Source organism: Streptomyces atratus (assembly GCF_040655115.1).
Lineage (GTDB): Bacteria > Actinomycetota > Actinomycetes > Streptomycetales > Streptomycetaceae > Streptomyces > Streptomyces atratus_D.
The window spans coordinates 1-18,696 of sequence record NZ_JBFAJH010000026.1; the positions used below are offsets into that span (position 1 = coordinate 1).

Annotated in this window: 15 protein-coding genes and 1 pseudogene; 3 read left to right on the forward strand and 13 right to left on the reverse strand. The window is 68.4% G+C overall.

Annotation, left to right across the window (positions count from 1 at the left end; genetic code table 11):
- Positions 1 to 73: 73 nt before the first annotated feature.
- The 8 genes from AB0I23_RS24820 to AB0I23_RS24855 all read right to left on the reverse strand — a co-directional run bounded on the left by AB0I23_RS24820 (position 74) and on the right by AB0I23_RS24855 (position 8,583).
- The gene (locus AB0I23_RS24820; RefSeq protein ID WP_359112327.1) at positions 74 to 658 is read right to left on the reverse strand and encodes a ThuA domain-containing protein; all 585 of its coding nucleotides are present in this window, start codon (positions 656 to 658) and stop codon (positions 74 to 76) included.
- Between the two features lie 88 nt (positions 659 to 746).
- Positions 747 to 1,757 (reverse strand): hydroxyacid dehydrogenase, encoded by a 1,011-nt coding sequence (locus AB0I23_RS24825; protein WP_359112329.1) that lies wholly within the window; start codon positions 1,755 to 1,757, stop codon positions 747 to 749.
- 21 nt (positions 1,758 to 1,778) lie between these two features.
- Positions 1,779 to 2,723: a carbohydrate ABC transporter permease gene (locus tag AB0I23_RS24830; RefSeq protein ID WP_436846992.1), complete on the reverse strand. Its 945-nt coding sequence runs from the start codon at positions 2,721 to 2,723 to the stop codon at positions 1,779 to 1,781.
- Positions 2,720 to 3,616 carry a carbohydrate ABC transporter permease gene (locus AB0I23_RS24835; RefSeq protein ID WP_359112330.1) on the reverse strand — a complete coding sequence of 299 codons (897 nt, stop codon included), beginning with the start codon at positions 3,614 to 3,616 and terminating at the stop codon, positions 2,720 to 2,722. The genes AB0I23_RS24830 and AB0I23_RS24835 overlap by 4 nt, the downstream gene beginning before the upstream one ends.
- 96 nt (positions 3,617 to 3,712) lie before the next feature.
- Entirely contained in the window at positions 3,713 to 5,017 is a 1,305-nt protein-coding gene (locus AB0I23_RS24840; RefSeq protein ID WP_359112332.1) for an ABC transporter substrate-binding protein, read from the reverse strand.
- 114 nt (positions 5,018 to 5,131) lie between these two features.
- Entirely contained in the window at positions 5,132 to 6,238 is a 1,107-nt protein-coding gene (locus tag AB0I23_RS24845) for a substrate-binding domain-containing protein (RefSeq protein ID WP_359112334.1), read from the reverse strand.
- 122 nt (positions 6,239 to 6,360) lie between these two features.
- A complete protein-coding gene (locus tag AB0I23_RS24850) occupies positions 6,361 to 8,382 on the reverse strand; it encodes an outer membrane protein assembly factor BamB family protein (RefSeq protein ID WP_359112337.1) in 2,022 nt (673 codons plus the stop codon).
- Between the two features lie 54 nt (positions 8,383 to 8,436).
- Entirely contained in the window at positions 8,437 to 8,583 is a 147-nt protein-coding gene (locus AB0I23_RS24855; protein WP_359112339.1) for a hypothetical protein, read from the reverse strand.
- Positions 8,584 to 9,516: 933 nt separating this feature from the next.
- Here AB0I23_RS24855 and AB0I23_RS24860 point away from each other — a divergent pair.
- Positions 9,517 to 11,718: a S8 family serine peptidase gene (locus AB0I23_RS24860; RefSeq protein ID WP_359112340.1), complete on the forward strand. Its 2,202-nt coding sequence runs from the start codon at positions 9,517 to 9,519 to the stop codon at positions 11,716 to 11,718.
- 296 nt (positions 11,719 to 12,014) lie between these two features.
- Entirely contained in the window at positions 12,015 to 14,258 is a 2,244-nt protein-coding gene (locus tag AB0I23_RS24865) for a serine/threonine-protein kinase (protein WP_359112341.1), read from the forward strand.
- A gap of 141 nt (positions 14,259 to 14,399) precedes the next feature.
- On the opposite strand, the gene AB0I23_RS24870 is transcribed toward AB0I23_RS24865, so the two are convergent.
- From AB0I23_RS24870 to AB0I23_RS24890, 5 genes and pseudogenes are all read right to left on the reverse strand, one after another.
- Positions 14,400 to 14,738 (reverse strand): hypothetical protein, encoded by a 339-nt coding sequence (locus tag AB0I23_RS24870; protein ID WP_359112343.1) that lies wholly within the window; start codon positions 14,736 to 14,738, stop codon positions 14,400 to 14,402.
- A 38-nt stretch (positions 14,739 to 14,776) separates the two neighbouring features.
- Positions 14,777 to 15,300: pseudogene (locus tag AB0I23_RS24875) on the reverse strand (IS5 family transposase); the annotation flags it as partial.
- 100 nt (positions 15,301 to 15,400) lie between these two features.
- The gene (locus AB0I23_RS24880) at positions 15,401 to 15,652 is read right to left on the reverse strand and encodes an SDR family NAD(P)-dependent oxidoreductase (protein ID WP_359112344.1); all 252 of its coding nucleotides are present in this window, start codon (positions 15,650 to 15,652) and stop codon (positions 15,401 to 15,403) included.
- A 30-nt stretch (positions 15,653 to 15,682) separates the two neighbouring features.
- Positions 15,683 to 16,594, reverse strand: coding sequence for an LLM class flavin-dependent oxidoreductase (locus tag AB0I23_RS24885; protein ID WP_359112345.1), 912 nt, complete (start codon positions 16,592 to 16,594; stop codon positions 15,683 to 15,685).
- Between the two features lie 173 nt (positions 16,595 to 16,767).
- A complete protein-coding gene (locus AB0I23_RS24890; protein ID WP_359112346.1) occupies positions 16,768 to 17,316 on the reverse strand; it encodes a nuclear transport factor 2 family protein in 549 nt (182 codons plus the stop codon).
- A 136-nt stretch (positions 17,317 to 17,452) separates the two neighbouring features.
- Here AB0I23_RS24890 and AB0I23_RS24895 point away from each other — a divergent pair, with 136 nt between their 5' ends.
- A complete protein-coding gene (locus tag AB0I23_RS24895) occupies positions 17,453 to 18,673 on the forward strand; it encodes a CoA transferase (protein ID WP_359112348.1) in 1,221 nt (406 codons plus the stop codon).
- The last annotated feature ends 23 nt before the right edge of the window (positions 18,674 to 18,696 follow it).

Below are 18,696 nucleotides of genomic sequence, written 5' to 3' on the forward strand. Positions count from 1 at the left end.
CCTCCCGAAGGCGGCCTGGATCAACCAACCCGCCAAGGAGGAGCATCAGGAAGAACCCGCAGCCTGACGTGTCTCACCGGAATTGACAGGCACCGGCTTCCTTGCACCACACCAGGGGGTGATCGGCACCCATGCCGCCTCCCTCGTAACCGGTCTCGTCGATGGTGGCGAGGACCCGTACACCGGGGCGTCGCGGGTTGCTCCGGAAGTCGTACCATTCATCGTTCCAGTCCCACCGCGGCGGCAGATGGCACATCGCCGGATGGCTCCGGTCCTCGACCAGCACGGTGCCGGGCTGGAAGTCCGGGTGGCCGGCGAAGCGTGCGCCGAGCAACTCCCCGTAGTACGGCCAGTCGTACTCGGTGCAGGCGGCGGAATGAACGCCCATGAAGCCGCCGCCCGCCGAGATCCAGCGCCGCAGCGCCAGCCGTCCGTCCGGGGTGAGCACCTCGCCGCTGGTGGACAGAAAGACCACCGCACTGCGCCCCGCCAGGGAAGCGGCGGTGAAGACCGAGGGGTCGTCGGAGGTCTCCACGGTGAAGCCGTGCTCCTCGCCCAGCTCGCGCAGAGCCGCCTGCCCGGCAGGGATCGAGTCGTGGCGGTAGGCCGTGGTGCGGGTGAAGACGAGAACATCCGACAGGCGGCCGGTCTGGGACATACTGGCACTCCGGGTTTCTGACACGCAGGATGGTCGCGGTGATCGGCGCTGTCGCGCAACGGGGGCGGTGGGGCAGCACCCTGGGTGCTCAGGCTGAAGTGGTCAGGGCCGCTCGGGTCACGGGATAGGCGAACTCCCGCCCGGAGCAGTAGCGTTCGACCTCGTCCAGCGCACTGCGGGTGATGCGCAGGAGCTCACCGCCGAGTGAGCCGGCGATGTGCGGGGTCAGCAGCACGTTCGGCAGCGAGTAGAGCGGTGAGGTCGCCGGCAGCACTTCGGGTTCGGTGACATCGAGGACGGCGTGGATGCGTCCCGACAACGCCTCGGCGGTGAGGGACTCGGTGTCGATGAGGGAGCCACGCCCCGTGTTGACGAGTGTGGCACCGTCCCGCAGGAGCGACAGTCTGCGGGCATCCAGCAGGTGGTAGGTCTCGGGCAGCGCGGGGGCGTGCAGCGAGACGACGTCGGAGGCGGCCAGCAGCTCATCGAGTTCGACGAGCCGAACGCCCATCGACCGGGCCGCCTCGGGGTCGAGGTGCGGATCGGCCAGCAGGATGTCGAAGTCGTGGGGCCGGAGCAGCTCCAGCACCCTGCGTCCCACCAGTGACGCGCCCACCAGGCCGATCGTCCGGCGGTAGTTGCCGAAGCCGGGGAAGCGCGCTGTCCAGTCCAGGGCGTTTCGGTGCTCGCGGTAGAGCCCGCCGATTTCGAGGACGCGCTTATTGGCGAAGAGGATGGCAGCGACCGTGTACTCGGCGACGGGTACGGCGTTCGCGGCGGCCGCGGTGGAGACGAGAAGGCCGCGGTCCCAGCAGGCGTCCGTCACATGGTGCTTGACACTCCCCGCTGCGTGCACGACTGCCTTCAGCGCGGGCATGCGCGTCAGCACGGCGTCGTCGAGCGGGGGGCATCCCCAGGACGTGATCAGGATTTCGACAGCTGCCAGGTGCGGAACGGGGTCGAAGTCCTCGGCGACGACATGCGGGTCGATGTCGACGAGACGGGTCAGCCGGTCGACCGCGGCCGACGGGAACAGGGCGTCGCGGTGCCGGCGGCCCATCGCGAACAGGGCGCGCGGGCGGGGCGGAGTGGATGACATGGGGATCCTCAGGACGACGGCCTACTTGACGGCGCCGGCTGTCATGCCGGACTTCCAGAACCGCTGGAGCATCAGGAAAAGGACGACCAGCGGGACCACGGACACCAGCGATCCGACGATGGCCAGGAGGTAGTCCTGCGGGTGCCCCTGGGAGAGCGCGGAGGAGTACCAGACGTACAGACCGAGGTTGACCGGGAAGAGGTCCTTGCCGGACAGCATCACCAAGGGCAGGAAGAAGCTGTTCCAGATCTGGGTGAACTGGAAAAGAAAGATGGTCACGAAGCCCGGCGCGATCATGGGCAGGGCGATCCTGCAGAAGGTCCCGAACTCGCCTGCCGCGTCCACACGGGCGGCCTCGAGGACCTCGTTGGGGATGTACGAGGCACTGAACACCCGGGCCAGGTACACCCCGAACGGGAACACGAGGCCGGGGAGGAACACACCCCAGAAGGTGTTCACCAGACCGGCCTTGGCCGCGAGCAGGTAGAGCGGTATCGCCATCGCCGTTCCGGGCACCATCACGCCCAGCAGAACGAAGGAGAAGAGCTTCTCCTTGCCGGGGAAGTTCAGTTTGTCGAACGCATACCCGGCGGCCACGCTGAACACCGTCGCCAGCAGCGAGCCGACACCGGCGTACAGGATCGTGTTGAGCAGCCAGCGCAGGAAGATCCCGTCGTCGACCTCGAACAGGTACCTGAGGTTGTCGACGAGCGCGAAGTCCTTGCCCGATGCGAAGCCGTTCGTGGCGAAGAGGTCCTCGCGGCTCTTGGTGGACGACAGCACCAGCCAGAGCATCGGCAGAAGGGTGTAGAGGGCGGCGAGCCCCAGCATCGCGGTCACACCGGCCTTGGACAGCAGGACCGATGGACGGTTCCCGGGGCCCCGCCGGGCCGGCGTGCCCGTGTCCGTCCGCTCCGGATCCGGACGGGTGCCGACGGGGGCAACGCGTGTGATGGTCTTGGTCACGGCTTGCTCCTGCTGCGCGAAAAGCGGGTGACGAGGAATGACAGCACCGCGGCGAACAGCGCTATGAGTAGCGAGGCCGCTGCTGCCAGACCGAAGTCGTTGTGGGTGAAGGCGGCGGTCTGGACGAACATGTTGGGCGTCCAGCTGCTGCCGATCGAACTCGACGCGCTGTAGATGACCTTCGGCTCCGTGAAGAGCTGGACCGATCCGATCACGGTGAACAGCACGGCCAGCGCGATGGCCGGACGGATCATCGGCACCTTGATCGACAAGGCGGTACGGATACCACCTGCACCGTCGATCTTTGCCGCGTCCAGGGCCTTGGCCGGCACCGCCTGGAGGGCGGCGTAGAGGATGACCATGTTGTACCCGATCCACTCCCAGACGGCGATGTTCGCCGCGGAGAAGACCGCGTTGTCCGCCGACAGGAAGTCGATGTCGAGACCGCCGGCGCTCAGGAAGTCGATCACCGGGCTCAGCCCGGGCGTGTAGAGATAGACCCAGATGAGTGCCGCGATCAGACCGGGCACCGCGTGCGGGAGGAACAGAGCCAGCTGGAAGAAGGCCCGCGCCTTGGCCAGCGCGGTATCCAGCAGCAGGGCGAGGACGAGTGCGCCGCCGATCATCACGGGGATGTAGATCGCGACGTACGCGGCGATGGTGATGAAGCCGCCACGGAACGCCGGGTCCGACAACGCGTGTACGTAGTTGTCCAGTCCGGCGAAGACCTCTTCCGTACCGCCGAAGCCGAGGCCGGAGGTGTGGGTGGTGAACAGACTCATCCAGCCGGCGTAGACCAGTGGGGCGAGTGTGACGGCGGTGAAGAGGATGAAGAACGGTGCCAGGAGCAGCGCGGCGGTACGGCGCTGGGCGCGGGCTGACGGAGTTGTCATACCGGGCCTTTCTCGATGGGAGCGGGAAGCTTCGGGGCGGGAGCCGATGCCGGCCTCGACCGGCGGGGCGGGCATCGGCCCACCAGGGGTCGCGTACTACGGGGCGACCTTCATCCCGCGACGCTCCATGTCCTTCACGGTGGCCTGCTGGGCACTGGTGAGAACGTCGAAGAGCTTCACCTTGCCCTGGGCGACCTTCGGGAGCTGGTCGACGATGGCCGTGTTGGTGGTCCCCATGACGGGACCCCACGTCCAGCCGGGCCGGACCGCTGCGTAGGACGTGCTGCCCACGGCGTACACGTCCTGGCCGCCGTAGTAGTCGGTGAGGAAGGCGGCCTTGGTGACCGGCACGAGACGGGGATCGGCGGGGAACATGCTGCTGGTGCCGGAGGAGACCCACGCCTTCATGCCTTCGGGGTCGGTGGTGATCCACTTGATGAACTCAGCGGCGGCCGCGCTGTTCTTGGCGCCCTTCGGGATGACGAAGGAGGAGCCGCCATACATGGCGGAGGCGGGCTTGGCGTCCCAGGTCGGGACCGGGGCCACCGACCACTTGCCCTTCTGGTCGGCGACGGTCGCCTGCTGGGCTCCCGCGCACCAGCTCGCACATACGTAGGCGACGGTCCGGTTCTGCTGCACGCTCGTCCAGAACGGGTCGAGCGAGCTGAGCGAGTGGACGAGGTCCTCCCGGGCAAGGTCACCCCAGTAGTCGGCAACCTTCCGGGCGGGAGCGTCGGTCAGCGACACCTTCCAGGAGTCCTTCTCCGTACCGAACCACTGGGATCCGGCCTGCCAGGAGAGGGCGGTCAGCAGTCCCGGGTTGTCGGTGTACAGCACCCCGCCCCGGGCCTTTGGGTCCGCCTTCTTCACCTGACCGGTCATGCTCCGGTACTCGTCCCACGTCCTGGGGACGCTGATCTTGTGGCTCTTGAAGAAGTCGTTCCGGTAGTACAGCATCAGTGGCGCGGCGTCGCGGGGAATACCCCACGTCTGGCCTCCCAGCTCGACCAACTGCCGTACGGACTTCGGGAAGTGGTCCTTGACCAGGGGCCCGAGCGATGCGCTCAGTGTCTCCAGCTTGCCCTGAGTGGCGAACTCCGGCAGCTGCGGGTACTCGACCACCGCGACATCCGGGACGGTGCCGGCCTTCACTGCGTTCGTGAGTTTGGAGTAGTACTCCTGGCCCGAGGGCACCGCCTCGAACGTCACCTTGATGTCGGGGTGGGTCCGGTTGAATGCTTTCGCTACCTCTTGGGAGCCCTTGACGAAGGACCAGAAGGTGACCTTCCCGGTGCCCCTCTCCGCCGTGGATGTCCCGCTGTCCGAGTCTCCACATCCCGTGGCGAGCAGGCCGATTGCTGCGACGGAGCAGACCAGCGCTGTCAGCCGTCTACGAAACATGATGTGCCACCGATCGTTTGCTTGGGTGTCACCGCAATCATTCGTTACGTACGACAGCGAGTCAATGCATTCACTTTCGATCTTTTTCAAACGACAGTAAATGTCATCGCATGGCTACGCATCCGTCCGCCGGTCGGCACCACAGGACGCGCGAACCCGCAGTTCCGGGCGGAGCAGAATCTCCGCCAGCGGCGAGGCAGGGTCGGACAGCCGACGTACCGCCAGGTCGAGCGCCCACGAGCCCACCGCCTGCTTGGGAGGGGCCACCGCGGTGAGCGGCACCTCGCTCATCTCGGCGACCTCGTCGTCGTACGTGACCAGGGCCAGGTCCTCCGGCACCCGCAGCCCCCGAGCGCGCAGGATGCCGACGAGGGCAATGGCATCGATGTCGTTGTGCACCAGCGCCGCCCGGACCTTGCCCGCCTTTACGGCCCGGACCACCTCGTCGAAACGCGCGTCGGCCGGAGCCGCATCACCGTTGGTGACGATGCGGTACTCCGGCCCGGGCCTCAGCCCCATGGCCTTCACGGCGTCGGCGTAACCGACACTGAGCAGAGCTGTGTTGGGACTCTCGACCCTGGCGACCAAGGCCACTTGGTCGTACCCGAGCGAGGCGAGGTGACGTACGGCGAGGGCCGCGCCGTAGGCATGGTCGGAAGCCACCTGCTCCAGCCTGCCGGCCCGAATCCCCGCCCTGCGCTCCACCAGCACGGCCGGCACCTCCAGAGTGCTCAGCCACTCCTCGGTCTCGTCCAGCGGGCGCAGGCCCGGGTGCAGCATCAGCAGCAGGCTGTTGACCCCGTCGGCCATGAGCTGGCGGACCTGCTCCTGGTTCTCCGCCAGCGACTCCCCGGAGACGGCCAGCACGACACGGACACCGAGCGCGCGGGCCGCCTTCTGGACACCGCGGATCACCTCCGCGTAGTAGTAGCCGCCCGGCGGCACCACCAGCCCGACGGCGTACTTCTCCTTGTCCGCGGCGGGCACCGGAGCGGAGGCCGGGAACTCGGCGGGAACGCGTGTGGGCGCGGCAGCGTCCGGGGCCAGGGCCCTGGCGCCACCGTGCACCCGGGTCAGCAGACCCCGGCCGGCCAGCTCCCGCACGTCCTGGCGCAGGGTCACGGCGGAGACTCCCATCTCCTCGGCCAGCGCCTTCACAGTGATCGAACCCTGGCGCTCCACCGCACGCAGGATCGCCTCCCGCCGTTCGTCAGCCAACACCTTCAGTCCCCTCTCGGTAACGAGTGAACCATCGCCTTTCACTCGACAACCGAAAGATATCAATCAAAAGTCAACGTTGGCCGGGACCAGTGGATCCGGGGAACAGCGACCTCCTGGCCGGGTCAGTGCGACGGCCTGTCGTCGACCGCGACGAGGTTGCCGCCGCGGAGCGTATAGAGCAAGCCCCCGTGCACGTTGACATGCGGGCCGCTGTACCAGGCCCCGTTGATGTCGGCGACGACCGTGCTGACGGCGAACGTCTCCGGGTGGAAACGGAAGAGGGTCGTGTCCGAGACGCCGTACACCATGCCCCGGTTGGTGACCATGGCGGCGAAGCCCTTGCTGACACTGCTGACGTCCGAGGTGTGCACCACCTTCCGCGTCCGCCGGTCGACGACGAACAGACCGCCCTTCGTGGTGAGTCCGTAGAGGTTCCGGCCCTGCACCGCCAAGGCCGCCACGCCCGCCGACTGCTTCGTGTCGACGCGCCACTGCTCCTTTCCGGTGACCGGATCGACGGCGACGACCGTGGCGCGCGGCCCCTCCTTCGAGGCGTTGTCGCCGCCCAGGTAGGCGACACCGTCCCGGTTGGCCACGGCCCGGACGAGCTGGACGTCGTCGATCGGATTGGGGTAGGCGGCCGACGCCCCGGTCCTGGGGGAGTAGGTCCACAGGGCGCCGCCGCCCTCGGTGTCGGACTGCACACCGACGAGGAGCAGCTTGTTGTCCGGGTCCCACGAGACGTCCAGCGGGCGGTTCTGCTCGCTGGGGAACTTCGCGGCCTGCTCCGGCTGCCGCCGCCGGGAGGGGTCGTACCGCCAGATGCCCTGCGAGTTGTACTGGCCGGTGTACAGGACGCCCTCGATCACTTCGGCGTCCTTGGCCTCGCCGGGTGCCTGCAGGTTGACGACCTCGCCGGACTTCAGATTGCGCCGGGAGATGGCACCGTTGCCGCCCAGGTACACATAGCCGTGGCCGGCGGCGATCCCCATGCCCGCCTGCGGACCCGCCTTCGCTCCCGCGTCGTGCAGGTCGGTGACCACCGACGTACGGGCCGCCACATCGATCTCGGCGACGAAACCATAACCCGAGACGACCGCGAGCTTTCCGTCGATGTGGTCCACGCCCCAGATCTCACCGAGGTCGGGCCCGGTGAATTCCACGCGGGAGATCGTCTTGTCGGCCTTCGAGTAGGCCTCCACTCCCGATTCGGAGGCGAAGTAGATCCGCTCGGCGTCGGAGGCGAACATCTTGATGACCTTGCCCTCGGTGGCCACCAGCGTGTACGAGGAGAAGTCCGCCAGGTCGATCACGGCGAGCTTCGCGGGATCGACCCCGCCCGACGTGCCGACGATCAGCTTCCCGTCCTGGACGGCGAGTTCCCGCAGGCTGGGGTCCTTCTCCATCTCCTTGGGCACGATCGAGGTGAACTCGCGGCTCTTCCGGTCGAAGGCGAACAGAGACGCCCTGCTCGCGCCGCTCCCGCCGGCGAGGACGCTGCCCGCTCCGAAGAAGACGGTGGTGTCCGTGGCCGCGACCGCCCTGGCCAGCGTTGCCTTCGGGTCGGGGGCGCCCAGATTGCTCACAGCACCGGTGGCGGGGTCGTACTGCCACAGGACGGGCGGCTTGTCCGGGACCCCGCCCACGGCGAAGACCGTGCCGTCGGGGGCGACCGCCAGATCACGGATGTCACGGTCCTCGGTCCTGCCGATGGCCACGGCGGGCTGGTCCGGCGTCGTCAGGTCCCACCGGTAGAGATTCGGCTTGCCATGGTCGGACTTGACCAGAACGCCGATGTACAGGTACCGCCCGGTGGGGTCCGCCGCCAACGCCTGGATGGAGGGCTCGGGCCCAGCGTCGAGGTTCGTGTACGACACCACCTTCCGGCTCGGCAGATGGAACCCGACGACGCTGGAGGGGTTCAGGTTGCGCGAGCCGATGTAGACGGTGTCGCCGACCAGCAGGCCGCTCATCAGGGAGAACTGGACCAGACCCGGCCCCAGGTCCGTCACCTTCGTCGTTGCCGCCGCCGCGGGTGACGCGCCGGCTTGCGAGGCGAGAAGAGATCCGGCGGTAGTAGCCAGCCCGAGCGCGCTGCCGGCCTGGAGCAGCCGGCGTCTGCTCAGGGAACGAGAGTGGGTCATCTGTACTCCAAAGGGTGTGTTGAGTCTGCTGAATCACGGATCCACGGATCCACGTCAGGACAGGTCGAAAATGCGGATGTCGTCGTGCTGGACGATCCGCGTGGGGATGTCACCGTTCTCGATCGACTCCGAGGGACGGTAGAGCCCCCACTTGATGTATCCGTGCTCGGCCGGGTTGTCCGGCCGGCAGGTGGTGTCCATTCAGCGCGTGGTGTGACCGAAACTAAAGCGATGAAACGATATCGTTTGACCTCTGTGTTGGGGTGGTCTGCGTTGCCTGCATGCTGGCACGGTTCCGAATGAAAGCGGAAGCCCGGTGACGTAGATCGACATAAGTCAAGGCCGGATCGGATTGTTGCCATGTTTTCTCAGGCAGGGAAGAGGGTTGACCCGAAGCTCCGCAGTCGTGCTCGCTGTGAAACGTCCATCGTTCGACAGGTGTCGATGTCGAATGACACAAAAGTGATGGCCTCGTCATCACCGAATGGGCCAGCGCCTCCTCGCCCGACCGGGCCCACCACGCGGGCGGCCCCGACGGCAAGTGCCGCGCCGCCAGTGCTCGTGCTCCGGTTTGAGGGCCCGGAGATTGATGAACGCCGCCAGCTGCGCCGGGTGGCGCGGCGTGAGGCACTTCAGCAGCTGCCGCGCCGGCGCCGACGGACTTGCAGCCTGAGATCTCTACCGAACCCAGGGCGGTTCATGCTGGTCCCGATCTACGGGCCGGCCGCGGCGCGGCGCGTGCTGGGCTCCCGCGGTGCCGGCATGGGGTCCCGCGCCGCTGAACCACGTCCGCGTGTCGGCACTGGACTCAGGGCTGCTGTTCCTGGTCTGCCTGCCGGGCAACCTCCGGTTGGGTCGGCCGACCTTTCTGGCCGCGTCCGGGCAGGACCAACGGCCGTTCCTCACACGCTGGCTGCTCGTCACGGCCGTCCTGTTCCTGGCCAGCGGTGCCGGTAACCGGCGGCCTGCCGGGCACGCACCGTCCATGGCACGTCCGCCAGCGCTGCCACGTCACGGATCGCCCGGCCTCTGGTGCTTACGTCCAACGTAGATAGACAGCGCTTCCGCCGACACCTTGATCAGTTCCGGAAGCAGGAATAGCATCCGGCGCAATCGATCTTGGAGGGGCTCGGAGTGTCGAACACAAAACGCGTGAAGCCGGCGCTGATAGCAGCGCTGATACCGATGGTGGTGCTCGGAGTCGCCGCGCAGCCGGCGATGGGGCAGGTGCCCGTGCCACCGCCGATCAAGACCTACGAGGGAGATCCCGGCCGGCTCGACGACGCGGCGAGCTGGCGTACCCCTGAGTTCAACCGGGACGCCGGCCTGGTGTCGATGGGAGCCGAATTCGCCTACTCTGCCGGCTACTCCGGCACCGGGATGAACATCGGCGTCGTCGACTCGGGCGTCTTCGCCGGGCACGTCCGGGAGCACGGAAGCCTGGACACGAACTACGCGGTCGGGGACCGCTACTTCTCAGTGGAGGCCCAGGGCGGCCAGACGGGCCCCACGCCGGGGTTCTACAACCCGGCGCTCAACGACAGCCACGGCACCCACGTCAGCGGGACCATCGGTGCGAGCCGCGACGGCGTCGGCGAGACGCAACCGGCCGGGCCGGATGCCAACATGCACGGCGTCGCGTTCAACAGCAACGTGTACATGGGCAACACCGGCAAGAAGGACGGTGTGCTCTACGGTCTCCTGCCGGCGAACGCGACCGCCGCGCAGACGCCGGACGACGCCTACATCGGCAATGTCTACCGGGCCGTGAACTCCGCCAAGACGGCGAACGGCGAGCCCGTCAGGATCATCACCAGCAGTTGGGGTAGCCAGCCCAATACGGAAAACTACAACACGTATGACACGCCGCCCGGCAGCCCGGCGGGTTTCGGTCTGAACACGGCATGGCGCCTCTGGTCCACTCCGGACGGCGTCGTCGACGCGAACGGCAGCGCCGCCCGCTGGCTGAACGGTGCCATCGAGGCCGCGCGTACCGGCACGGTCATCCAGTTCACCGCCGGCAACAGCGGCTACGTGAACCCGTCGCCGCGAGGCGCCGCGCCGTACTTCATGCCCGAGCTGGAGGGCAGTTGGTACACGACGTCGGGGATCAACCCCACCCAGGGGCGCACGTTCAACCCTGACGGCTCCGTCCGGGTCCCCGGCCAGCAGACGTTCAATCAGTGCGGCGTCGCGAAGTGGTCCTGCGTGACGGCGCCGGCCAACAGTATCAACAGCACGACCGTGTCGGTCGTCAACGGCGTGCCCGAGCCCCGTTACGGCAGTTCGTCGGGGACGTCGATGGCCGGCCCGCACTCGGCGGCCGCACTGTCGTTGATCATGCAGCGCTTCCCTTACATGACCAACGAGCAGGCGCTCTACACGATGTTCACCACCGGCCGGCAGAACAACACGATCAGTGACGCGGCGGGCAACGCCGTGCTGAACCCCACCGGCGGCCAGATCGTGCAGGTGCCGGACAGCCGCAACGGCTGGGGCACGGTCAGCCTGCGGGAGGCCATGAATGGCCCGGGCCAGTTCCTGGGGCCGTTCGTCGTCGACACGCAGGGGCGCGACGACGTGTGGTCGAACGACATCTCGGACGTCGCGATCCGGGCCCGCCGGCAGGAGGACGCCGCCGAGGCGGCCGCCTGGACGGCGACCAAGGCCGCCAAGGGCTGGACCGAGGGCCTGCCGGCCGACGCGAGCGACGCCGACAAGTCGGACTACGCCATCGGGGTCCGCCGTGAGCAGACCCGCGAGGCCCGCGCCTACGAGGGCAGCCTCACGAAGCGTGGCGCCGGCACCCTGTTCCTCACCGGCAGCGAGACCTGGCACGGGACGAGCACCGTCCTCGACGGCAAACTCTCGGTCGTCGGCTCGCACGCGAGCGCTATCGACGTGCGCGGCGGAACGCTCGGCGGCAGCGGCACCGTGGGGGACAGCATCAACGTCAGCGGCGGCGTGCTGCGGCCCGGTGTCACGGCCGACGAGGCCGCGCAGAACACCGGCGCTTCCGGCGCCGCGGGCAATGTCCTGAACGTCGGCGGGAACGCGACCATCGGCGAGCAGGGCCGCGTTGCCGTCACGATCTCCGGCGACCGGGACTACACGAGCGTCCGGGCGGCGGGAAACCTTGTGCTGGACGGTGAGCTGGACCTGGACGTGCGGGGCAAGCTGACCCCGGGCACCGTGTTCACGATCATGAGCGGTAGCTCGATCAAGGGCGCCTTCCACGCGCTGCCGGAGAACCGGGTCCTGAATGTGGGCGGTTACCTGTTCCGGGTGTCCTACCAGAACAACAGCATGACGCTGACCGTCATGCGCGCGGTGTAAGCCGTTCCCCGTCAACCCAACTCGGCTCAACGCGTGTGAAAGGTCACGAACCCCGTCGGCTTGTGCCGACGGGGTCTGTGTGTGGCGATGGGCCGCACCGTGCGGTGTTCTACGACACGACGACGCCCCGCCATGCTCTTGGCGGGGTGTCGTCGTGTGCGGCACGGGAGCAGCCCTGGGCTCGCTGATCGTCACCCGCTTTGCTCTGCGGTATGGCCCTGCGGCTAGTTTGTGTGCAGGACAGGTACGCGGGCCCGTGGTGGCAGAGGTGCACGGGGGACGGGAGGTCGGGAAGAGTGTCGCTGCGCGGAGGCGATCCAGCCGAGATCGGCGGCTATCCGCTTGAGGCGCGGCTCGGCTCGGGTGGTATGGGCACGGTCTTTCTGGCCCGTACGAGTTCGGGGCGACCTGTCGCGATCAAACTGATCCATCAACAGTTCGCGGGGGACGACGAGTTCCGCATCCGTTTCCGGCAGGAGGTGGCGGCGGCGAGGCGGGTGAGCGGCGCGTTCACCGCCGCCGTGGTCGACGCTGCCCCTGAGGCCGAGCAGCCGTGGATGGCGACGACCTATATCGAGGGGCACACGCTCGCCCAACGCATCGCCACGAAGGGCCCGCTGAACGGAGCGGAGCTGAGGAGGCTCGCCATCGGGCTGGCGGAGGCGCTGCGCGACATCCACCGGGTGGGGGTCGTCCACCGTGACCTGAAGCCCTCGAACGTCGTGCTCTCGCCCGAGGGCCCGCGCGTCATCGACTTCGGCATTTCGCGCGCCATGGACCAGCAGACGCTGACGATGACAGGGCGGGTCATCGGTACGCCGCCCTTCATGTCGCCGGAGCAATTGCAGGCGCCGCGTGGTGTGGGGCCGCGGTCCGATGTCTTCTCGCTGGGGACGCTGCTGGTGTACTCAGCGACGGGCCACGGGCCCTTCGACGCGGACAGCCCATACATGACGGCGTATCAGGTGGTGCACGAGGAGCCGTCGCTGGGTGCCGTCCCGGTGGCTTTGCGCGCGGTCGTCGAGTCGTGCCTGGACAAGGAGCCCGAGGGGCGCCCCTCGGCGGACGAACTCCTCGTGCTGCTGCGGGACCTGCCGACCGACCTCGGTGGGACCGACGCGAACGGGGTTGGCGCGGGCTGCACGCGCGACATGATCACCCAGCATCACTTCGCGACGCGGGCCACCCCGGCGCAGACTGCCCCGACCACCGCCCCGGCCGGTCCCGATACAGGGAGCACCGGCACCCCCATCGGCCGCCGTCTGCGTCGCCGATGGCGTCCTGTGCTCGCGGCCGCGGTCGCGGTGGCAGCGATCGGCGGGGGAGTCGCCGCACTGAAGGCGGGCGGCTTTGGTGGGAACAGCGGCGGCGACAAGGGCAACAGCATTGCGGTGCCGGGTGCCGCACTTCCGGACGGCTTCAGGCCGTGGCGCAAGACCGTGCAGGGCGGTCGCGAGGACATCCCCGACGAGCTGCGTTGCGTCGCGCGCGGCGACGCGCTGTTCTGCGGGGGCGGCGGTGTTGTCGCGACCCGTATCAGGACCCTGGACGGCTCGCGGGTGTGGACGGCGAAGAGCCCGGGCGTCCCCGTCCAGGGCATGCACCTGGTGGGCGCCACCGACGACACGGTGCTCGGTTACCGCTTCGCCGCCCAGGACGCCCCGCAGGACCCTCCCAGCGAGGTGGTGGCCATCGACGCGAACAACGGCCGGGAGCTGTGGTCCGTGCCGTCCGGTGCCCAGTCGACGGCCGTCACGGGTCGGACTCAGGACGCCATTGTGGTCGGCTCCGCCGTCGTGACGGTCGACGCTTCCAACTCCCGCTTCGAGGCCCGGGACGCGCACAGCGGCGAGGTCACCTGGACGACGTCGTTCCCCGCGGGTACGCAGTGCGCTCCCGTCCCGGTGGGCCCACAGTTCTTCGCGATGTGCGCGACGGATGCGGAGGTGGATGCCGTAGAGGTGCGCCACCCCACCCTGTACACGGTCGACCGCGCCTCGGGGACACTGGGCAGGCCCATCGCGGTTGACGGCCCCGCCGTGCCGATGGGTGTCGCCAACGGCAGGCTCGTACTCCTTCAGGGACACAGGGAGGGAGCGGCGCTGGCCGGCTACGAGGGGGTGGCGCGCGTCGACCCGGCCTCGCGGAAGGTCATGTACTCCCGACTGGCCAAGACATACGCGGGGACGCCCGGCATGGCGGACGGCACCGTCTACGTGAGCGGACAGACCGGTCTCGTCACAGCGCTCGACCCCGCGACCGGCTGGAAGAAGTGGTCGCGGCAGACAAGCGTGGAGGGTGCGTCGGGTCCCGTTGCGGGAGCCGGCGCGCTGTATTTCAGCTCGGCCACCGGCCGGGTGGTCGCGCTGTCGCCGTACGATGGCAAACCCCTGTGGACAACAGACCCGCAGGCCGATGGTTTGACGGGCGAGCAGGGCGCAAGCCCGCGCGTGACCGTTGCGGGGCGTGCGGTGATCGTGGCCGCGGCCAAGAACACTCTCTTCGCCTTCGACGCGCAGAAGCCGCCGAAGTCGGGCTGACCCGGGCGGCACCGGACGCCGGCCGCTTTCCTTGCCGTGCGGACACCTCAGCGGCTCACTCGGTCGCCTATGCAGCAGGCGACGAGGTGCACTTCCACCTTCCACGGACCCATCTGGATGAGGTCGGTGTCGAGGCTCGTCTCAGACAGCCGGGCCACGGAGTAGGTGACCTGCTTGGGGAAGTCGGCGGCGGTGATCACTTGCCGGGGGCGCTGGAGCAGCTCCGGGCTCCACCCCCCCGTCCACGTGGTCGAGCAGGCGCTGCTTGCACGCGTCGATGTCGAGGTCCTGCCCCCTGCGCGACAGGAAGTCGAGGTGCGCCTGGGCCAGGGTGCCGAGGTCGAACCGGGACACCAGAGCGGTGTAGGTGATCGCCTGGAGGTGCACGTCCCGGTCGGCCGTTCCGCGCCTCAGCTCGACCACGACGAGACGCCCGGTCGCGTCGAGCTCCAGAACGTTCAGCCGGCCGCGCGCCTGCACCCCGTCCGTGTCGAACCACCGGTCGTACTCCGCGGTGACTGTGTGACGTCTTGGTGGTTTCCGCCGGTGAGCGGCACGGCCAGTGGGGTGCCGTGCCGGTCCACGATCACGTGGTGCTTGGAGCTTGGAGCTTGGAGCTTGGACGTGCGCGGTCGACGGGCGCGGGGCCCACATGATCCCCCTTTCAGTGCCCTGACGTGGGAGCCGTCGGCCGCGCAATCATCCATGTCCAGGCGGCCGTTGACCCTCAGCTCGGTGAGCAGTACCTCGTGCAGGCGAAGCCAGACGCCGGCCTCGGCCCAGTCCCGCAGACGTCGCCAGGCTGTCACCCCCGAACAGCCCACGACCTTTCGGGCACGTCTCGCCAGGCGACTCCCTTGCGTAACACGTAGACGATGCCGGTCAGTGCCACGCGGTCCGATACCGGCAGCCGCCCGGGGTGCCGATGGCGTCGAGTCGGCCGAGTAGGAAGAAGCGGAGCTATGCGCTCCCAGAGGTCATCAGGAACTAGTGCCGTGACGGGGCAAAGCTTGCCGGGAGGGGCACTAGGTGTTCTGTCCATGGAGGTTGGTGACAGAGATCACCCGACCGTGATCGCTGTCACCAACCTCCATGGACAGAACACCTAGTTAGTACTCCAGCCGCCCAGCGAAACCCGGAGCTCAGACAGCGAAATCCTGCTGGATGATTTGTGCGGCCTGAGACGAGGGCAGGGAGTGGCACTCGCCGCACTGCGACAGCTCCTTGGCCGCCAGGGCGCAGGCTCCGGCCTTCCGCGAACAGATGTAGACGCGCCCACCGGCCTTGACGAATCCTGTGGCGATCGCCAGACCGATGCCGCGACTGCCGCCGGTCACGAGGACGACCTTGCCTTCCACATCGAAGAGGTCGTGGATCACCCTGTTGCCTGTCAATGCCGGCTCTTCCTGTCGCTTCGGTGGGGATTACAGCCAGCTGCGGGCCGCCACGCGCTCCAGCGTGCCGATCGCGTCTGCCGCGCTGTCGGGCTCGTAAGGCATCTCGAGGATCGCCTCATGGAAGCCGAGCTCCGCATAGCCGGCCAGGTTGTCCTTTTCGATCGCGCCGGACTTCGGATCGGGCCCGGAACCGGGCTTCACGACGAGCTTCAGCTCGTTGAAGTCGCGGTGGACGTCGTCGCACGCGGCCTTGAGCCGGGCGATGTGGCCCTCCAGCGCCTCGAGGCTCTGCTTCGCGGGCAGCCAGCCGTCGCATGTCGACGCGACGAGGCGCATGGCCATCGGACTGAAGCCTCCCCACAGGAACTCGACCGGTGCCGGAGCCGTGGGCAACATGACGAATGACTTCTTCACAGGCTGGTCGTTGTCACCGCGCACCACGTAGGTGCGCCGGCCGCAGGTCAGCAGCTCCCTGATCTCGGCGATGTCCGCCTTGGCCCGGACGCCCCGCCTCTCGAAGGGCATGCCGACAGCGTCGTACTCGTCGCGGAGCCACCCTGTGCCGACGCCGAGCGACAGGGGACGTTCGGTGAGCCACGACATGCTGGCGAGCTGCTTGGCGAGCAGGGTCGGGCGGCGCAGCGTCGTGATGATGACGCTGGTCCCGAACCGCGCCTCGGGGAGCTGGCCGGCGAGCCAGGTCAGCTGGAGGAGAGGGTCGAGCCACGAGGTGTCGGCTCGGAAAGGGCGCTGCCCGTCCTCGGTGTGGGGGTACGCCGAGGCGCTGGACTCGGGCAGTAGCACGTGGTCGCCCACCCAGAACGAGCTGTAACCGAGTTCGAGTGCGGCGCGGCAGGTGGCGAGCAGCTCGGCCGGTGGCAGCTTCTCGCTGGCAAGAGGGAGTCGGACGCCGACCGGGATGCTGGGTTTGCTGACCATGGGATTCCTCGGTTTGTCGCAATGCGGAGCTTCAGCGAGAACGCTGAAAGTTATTGATGTGCTTGGTATGACTCCTCGCGGGCTCCACCTCGGGCTCGGCGGGCGGGGTCTTGACGGAGTCGAGCAGGAGCTGGGCGACGTCGCGGGCACCAAAGATCAGACCGGCGCCCCGTTCAGCAGGTCAGCCCCGCGGCGGAGCGTGCGGCGTGCAGCGGGTCGGTCCAGTCCCGGGCGCCCCACGAGTCCCCGGCCGTGCGGGCACCGCCGAGCGCGGGGGATTGGAACCGGCCGTCGACGACGACCGTGCGCAACGCGATGCGCCAGGCGCCTTCGCGCCGGGTGAAGCGGTCCACATAACGACCCCATGCCTGGCGGCTGAGCGCGTCACCGGCGTCGATCGCGCGCTGCGGGTCCTTCGTGGTGAGGCGCGCGCTGACGAAGTACGTCTCGACGAGGGCGCAGTCCGGGCCGGTTGGTTCGATCAGGCAGTTGCCCAGGAAGTGCACGGAGTTGTCGACCCCTTCGAAGCGGTCGGTCAGCCAGGTGATCAGGCCGTCGACGCCACCGCTGAAGGAGCCGTGCTCGTCGTGGGCGTCGGGATGATAGGCGGACCTGACCAGTTCCCAGTCGCCGCGGTCCACCCCGCGGGCGTAGCGCGCCAGCGCGTCCTGGATCTCCTGCCGGTCGACCAGGCGCTGCAGCGCCTCTGGTGCTGACGTCATCGCGAACGCTCGCCTCCGATTGTTCATCCGTACGGTGCATCCACTAGTGACATAAGATATATCATGTGTAATAGATTTGCATGCTCGGGCCGAGCGCCCGCTCCGCATGCGCGCCAGTTGGAGGTCTGCTGTGACGATGCCCGGTACGACAGGAACGCCCCTTGCGGGGCTGCGAGTTGTGGAGTGCGCGAGCTTTGTCGCGGGTCCCTCCGGCTGCATGACGCTGGGCCAGCTCGGTGCCGATGTCATTCGGGTCGACCCCGTTGGGGGCGGCCCCGACCACCAGCGGTGGCCGGTGTCGGACCGCACGGGGCAGAGCCTGTACTGGACAGCACTGAACAAGGGCAAGCGCTCCGTCGCCGTCGACCTGCGCAGCCCGGAGGGACGTGAATTGGTCATCGCACTCGCCACCGCCGCGGGCAGGGACAACGGCATCGTCGTCGACAACAACGCGGGCCGGCCCTGGCTGTCGTACGACGTCCTGTCCGAGCGGCGCCCCGACGTGATCCAGGTCCACATCCAGGGCTACGCCGACGGCCGCCCGGCGGTGGACTACACCGTGAACCCCGAGGTCGGTGTGCCCGATCTCACCGGCCCTGCCGGATCGGGGGACCCGGTCAACCACGTTCTGCCCGCCTGGGACCTCCTTGCCGGGATGACCGCCGTGACCGGCCTGCTCGCTGCGCTGCACGGAAGGGAGCGCAACGGGGAGGGAGCCTTCCTGCAGCTGGCCCTGCACGACGTGGCCCTGGCCGGAGTGGCCGGCATGGGTTGGCTCGCCGAGGCCGAGGAACAGGGGGACCGGTCGCGCCACGGCAACCACCTCTACGGCAGCTTCGGCGTTGACTTCGCCACAGGGGACGGGCGACGCGTGATGGTCGTGGCCCTCACTCCGCGGCAGTGGGCGGCGCTGCGCACCGTCACTGGGACTGAGAAGGTGTTCGCCGCACTGGAGGACGCCCTGGGCATCGACCTGGACGAGGAGTCCGAGCGCTTCCGGCTGCGCGAGACGATCGCAGCGGTGCTGCGCCCCTGGTTCGAGGCCCGTGAGCTGGAGCAGGTGACGCGCGAGCTGGACGCGGCCCACGTCCTGTGGAGCGCGTACCGGACCATGGGAGAGGTGGCCGCCGAAATCCGCGAGGGTGGCGGATCCGGAGTGATCGGGCAGGTGGAGCAGCCCGGCATCGGTGAGGTGCTGACCGCGCGCTCGCCCCTGCGCCGGGGCGAGGAGTACGGGCCGGTGGCCGCGGCACCCAGGCTCGGCGAACACACCGAGCAGGTGCTCAGCGAGGTGCTCGGACTGGGCTCGGCGGAGCTGGGCGGGCTCGTCGACCGGGGTGTCGTGGCCCCGTTCTGAGAGAGACGGACGGGCCCTGGCGC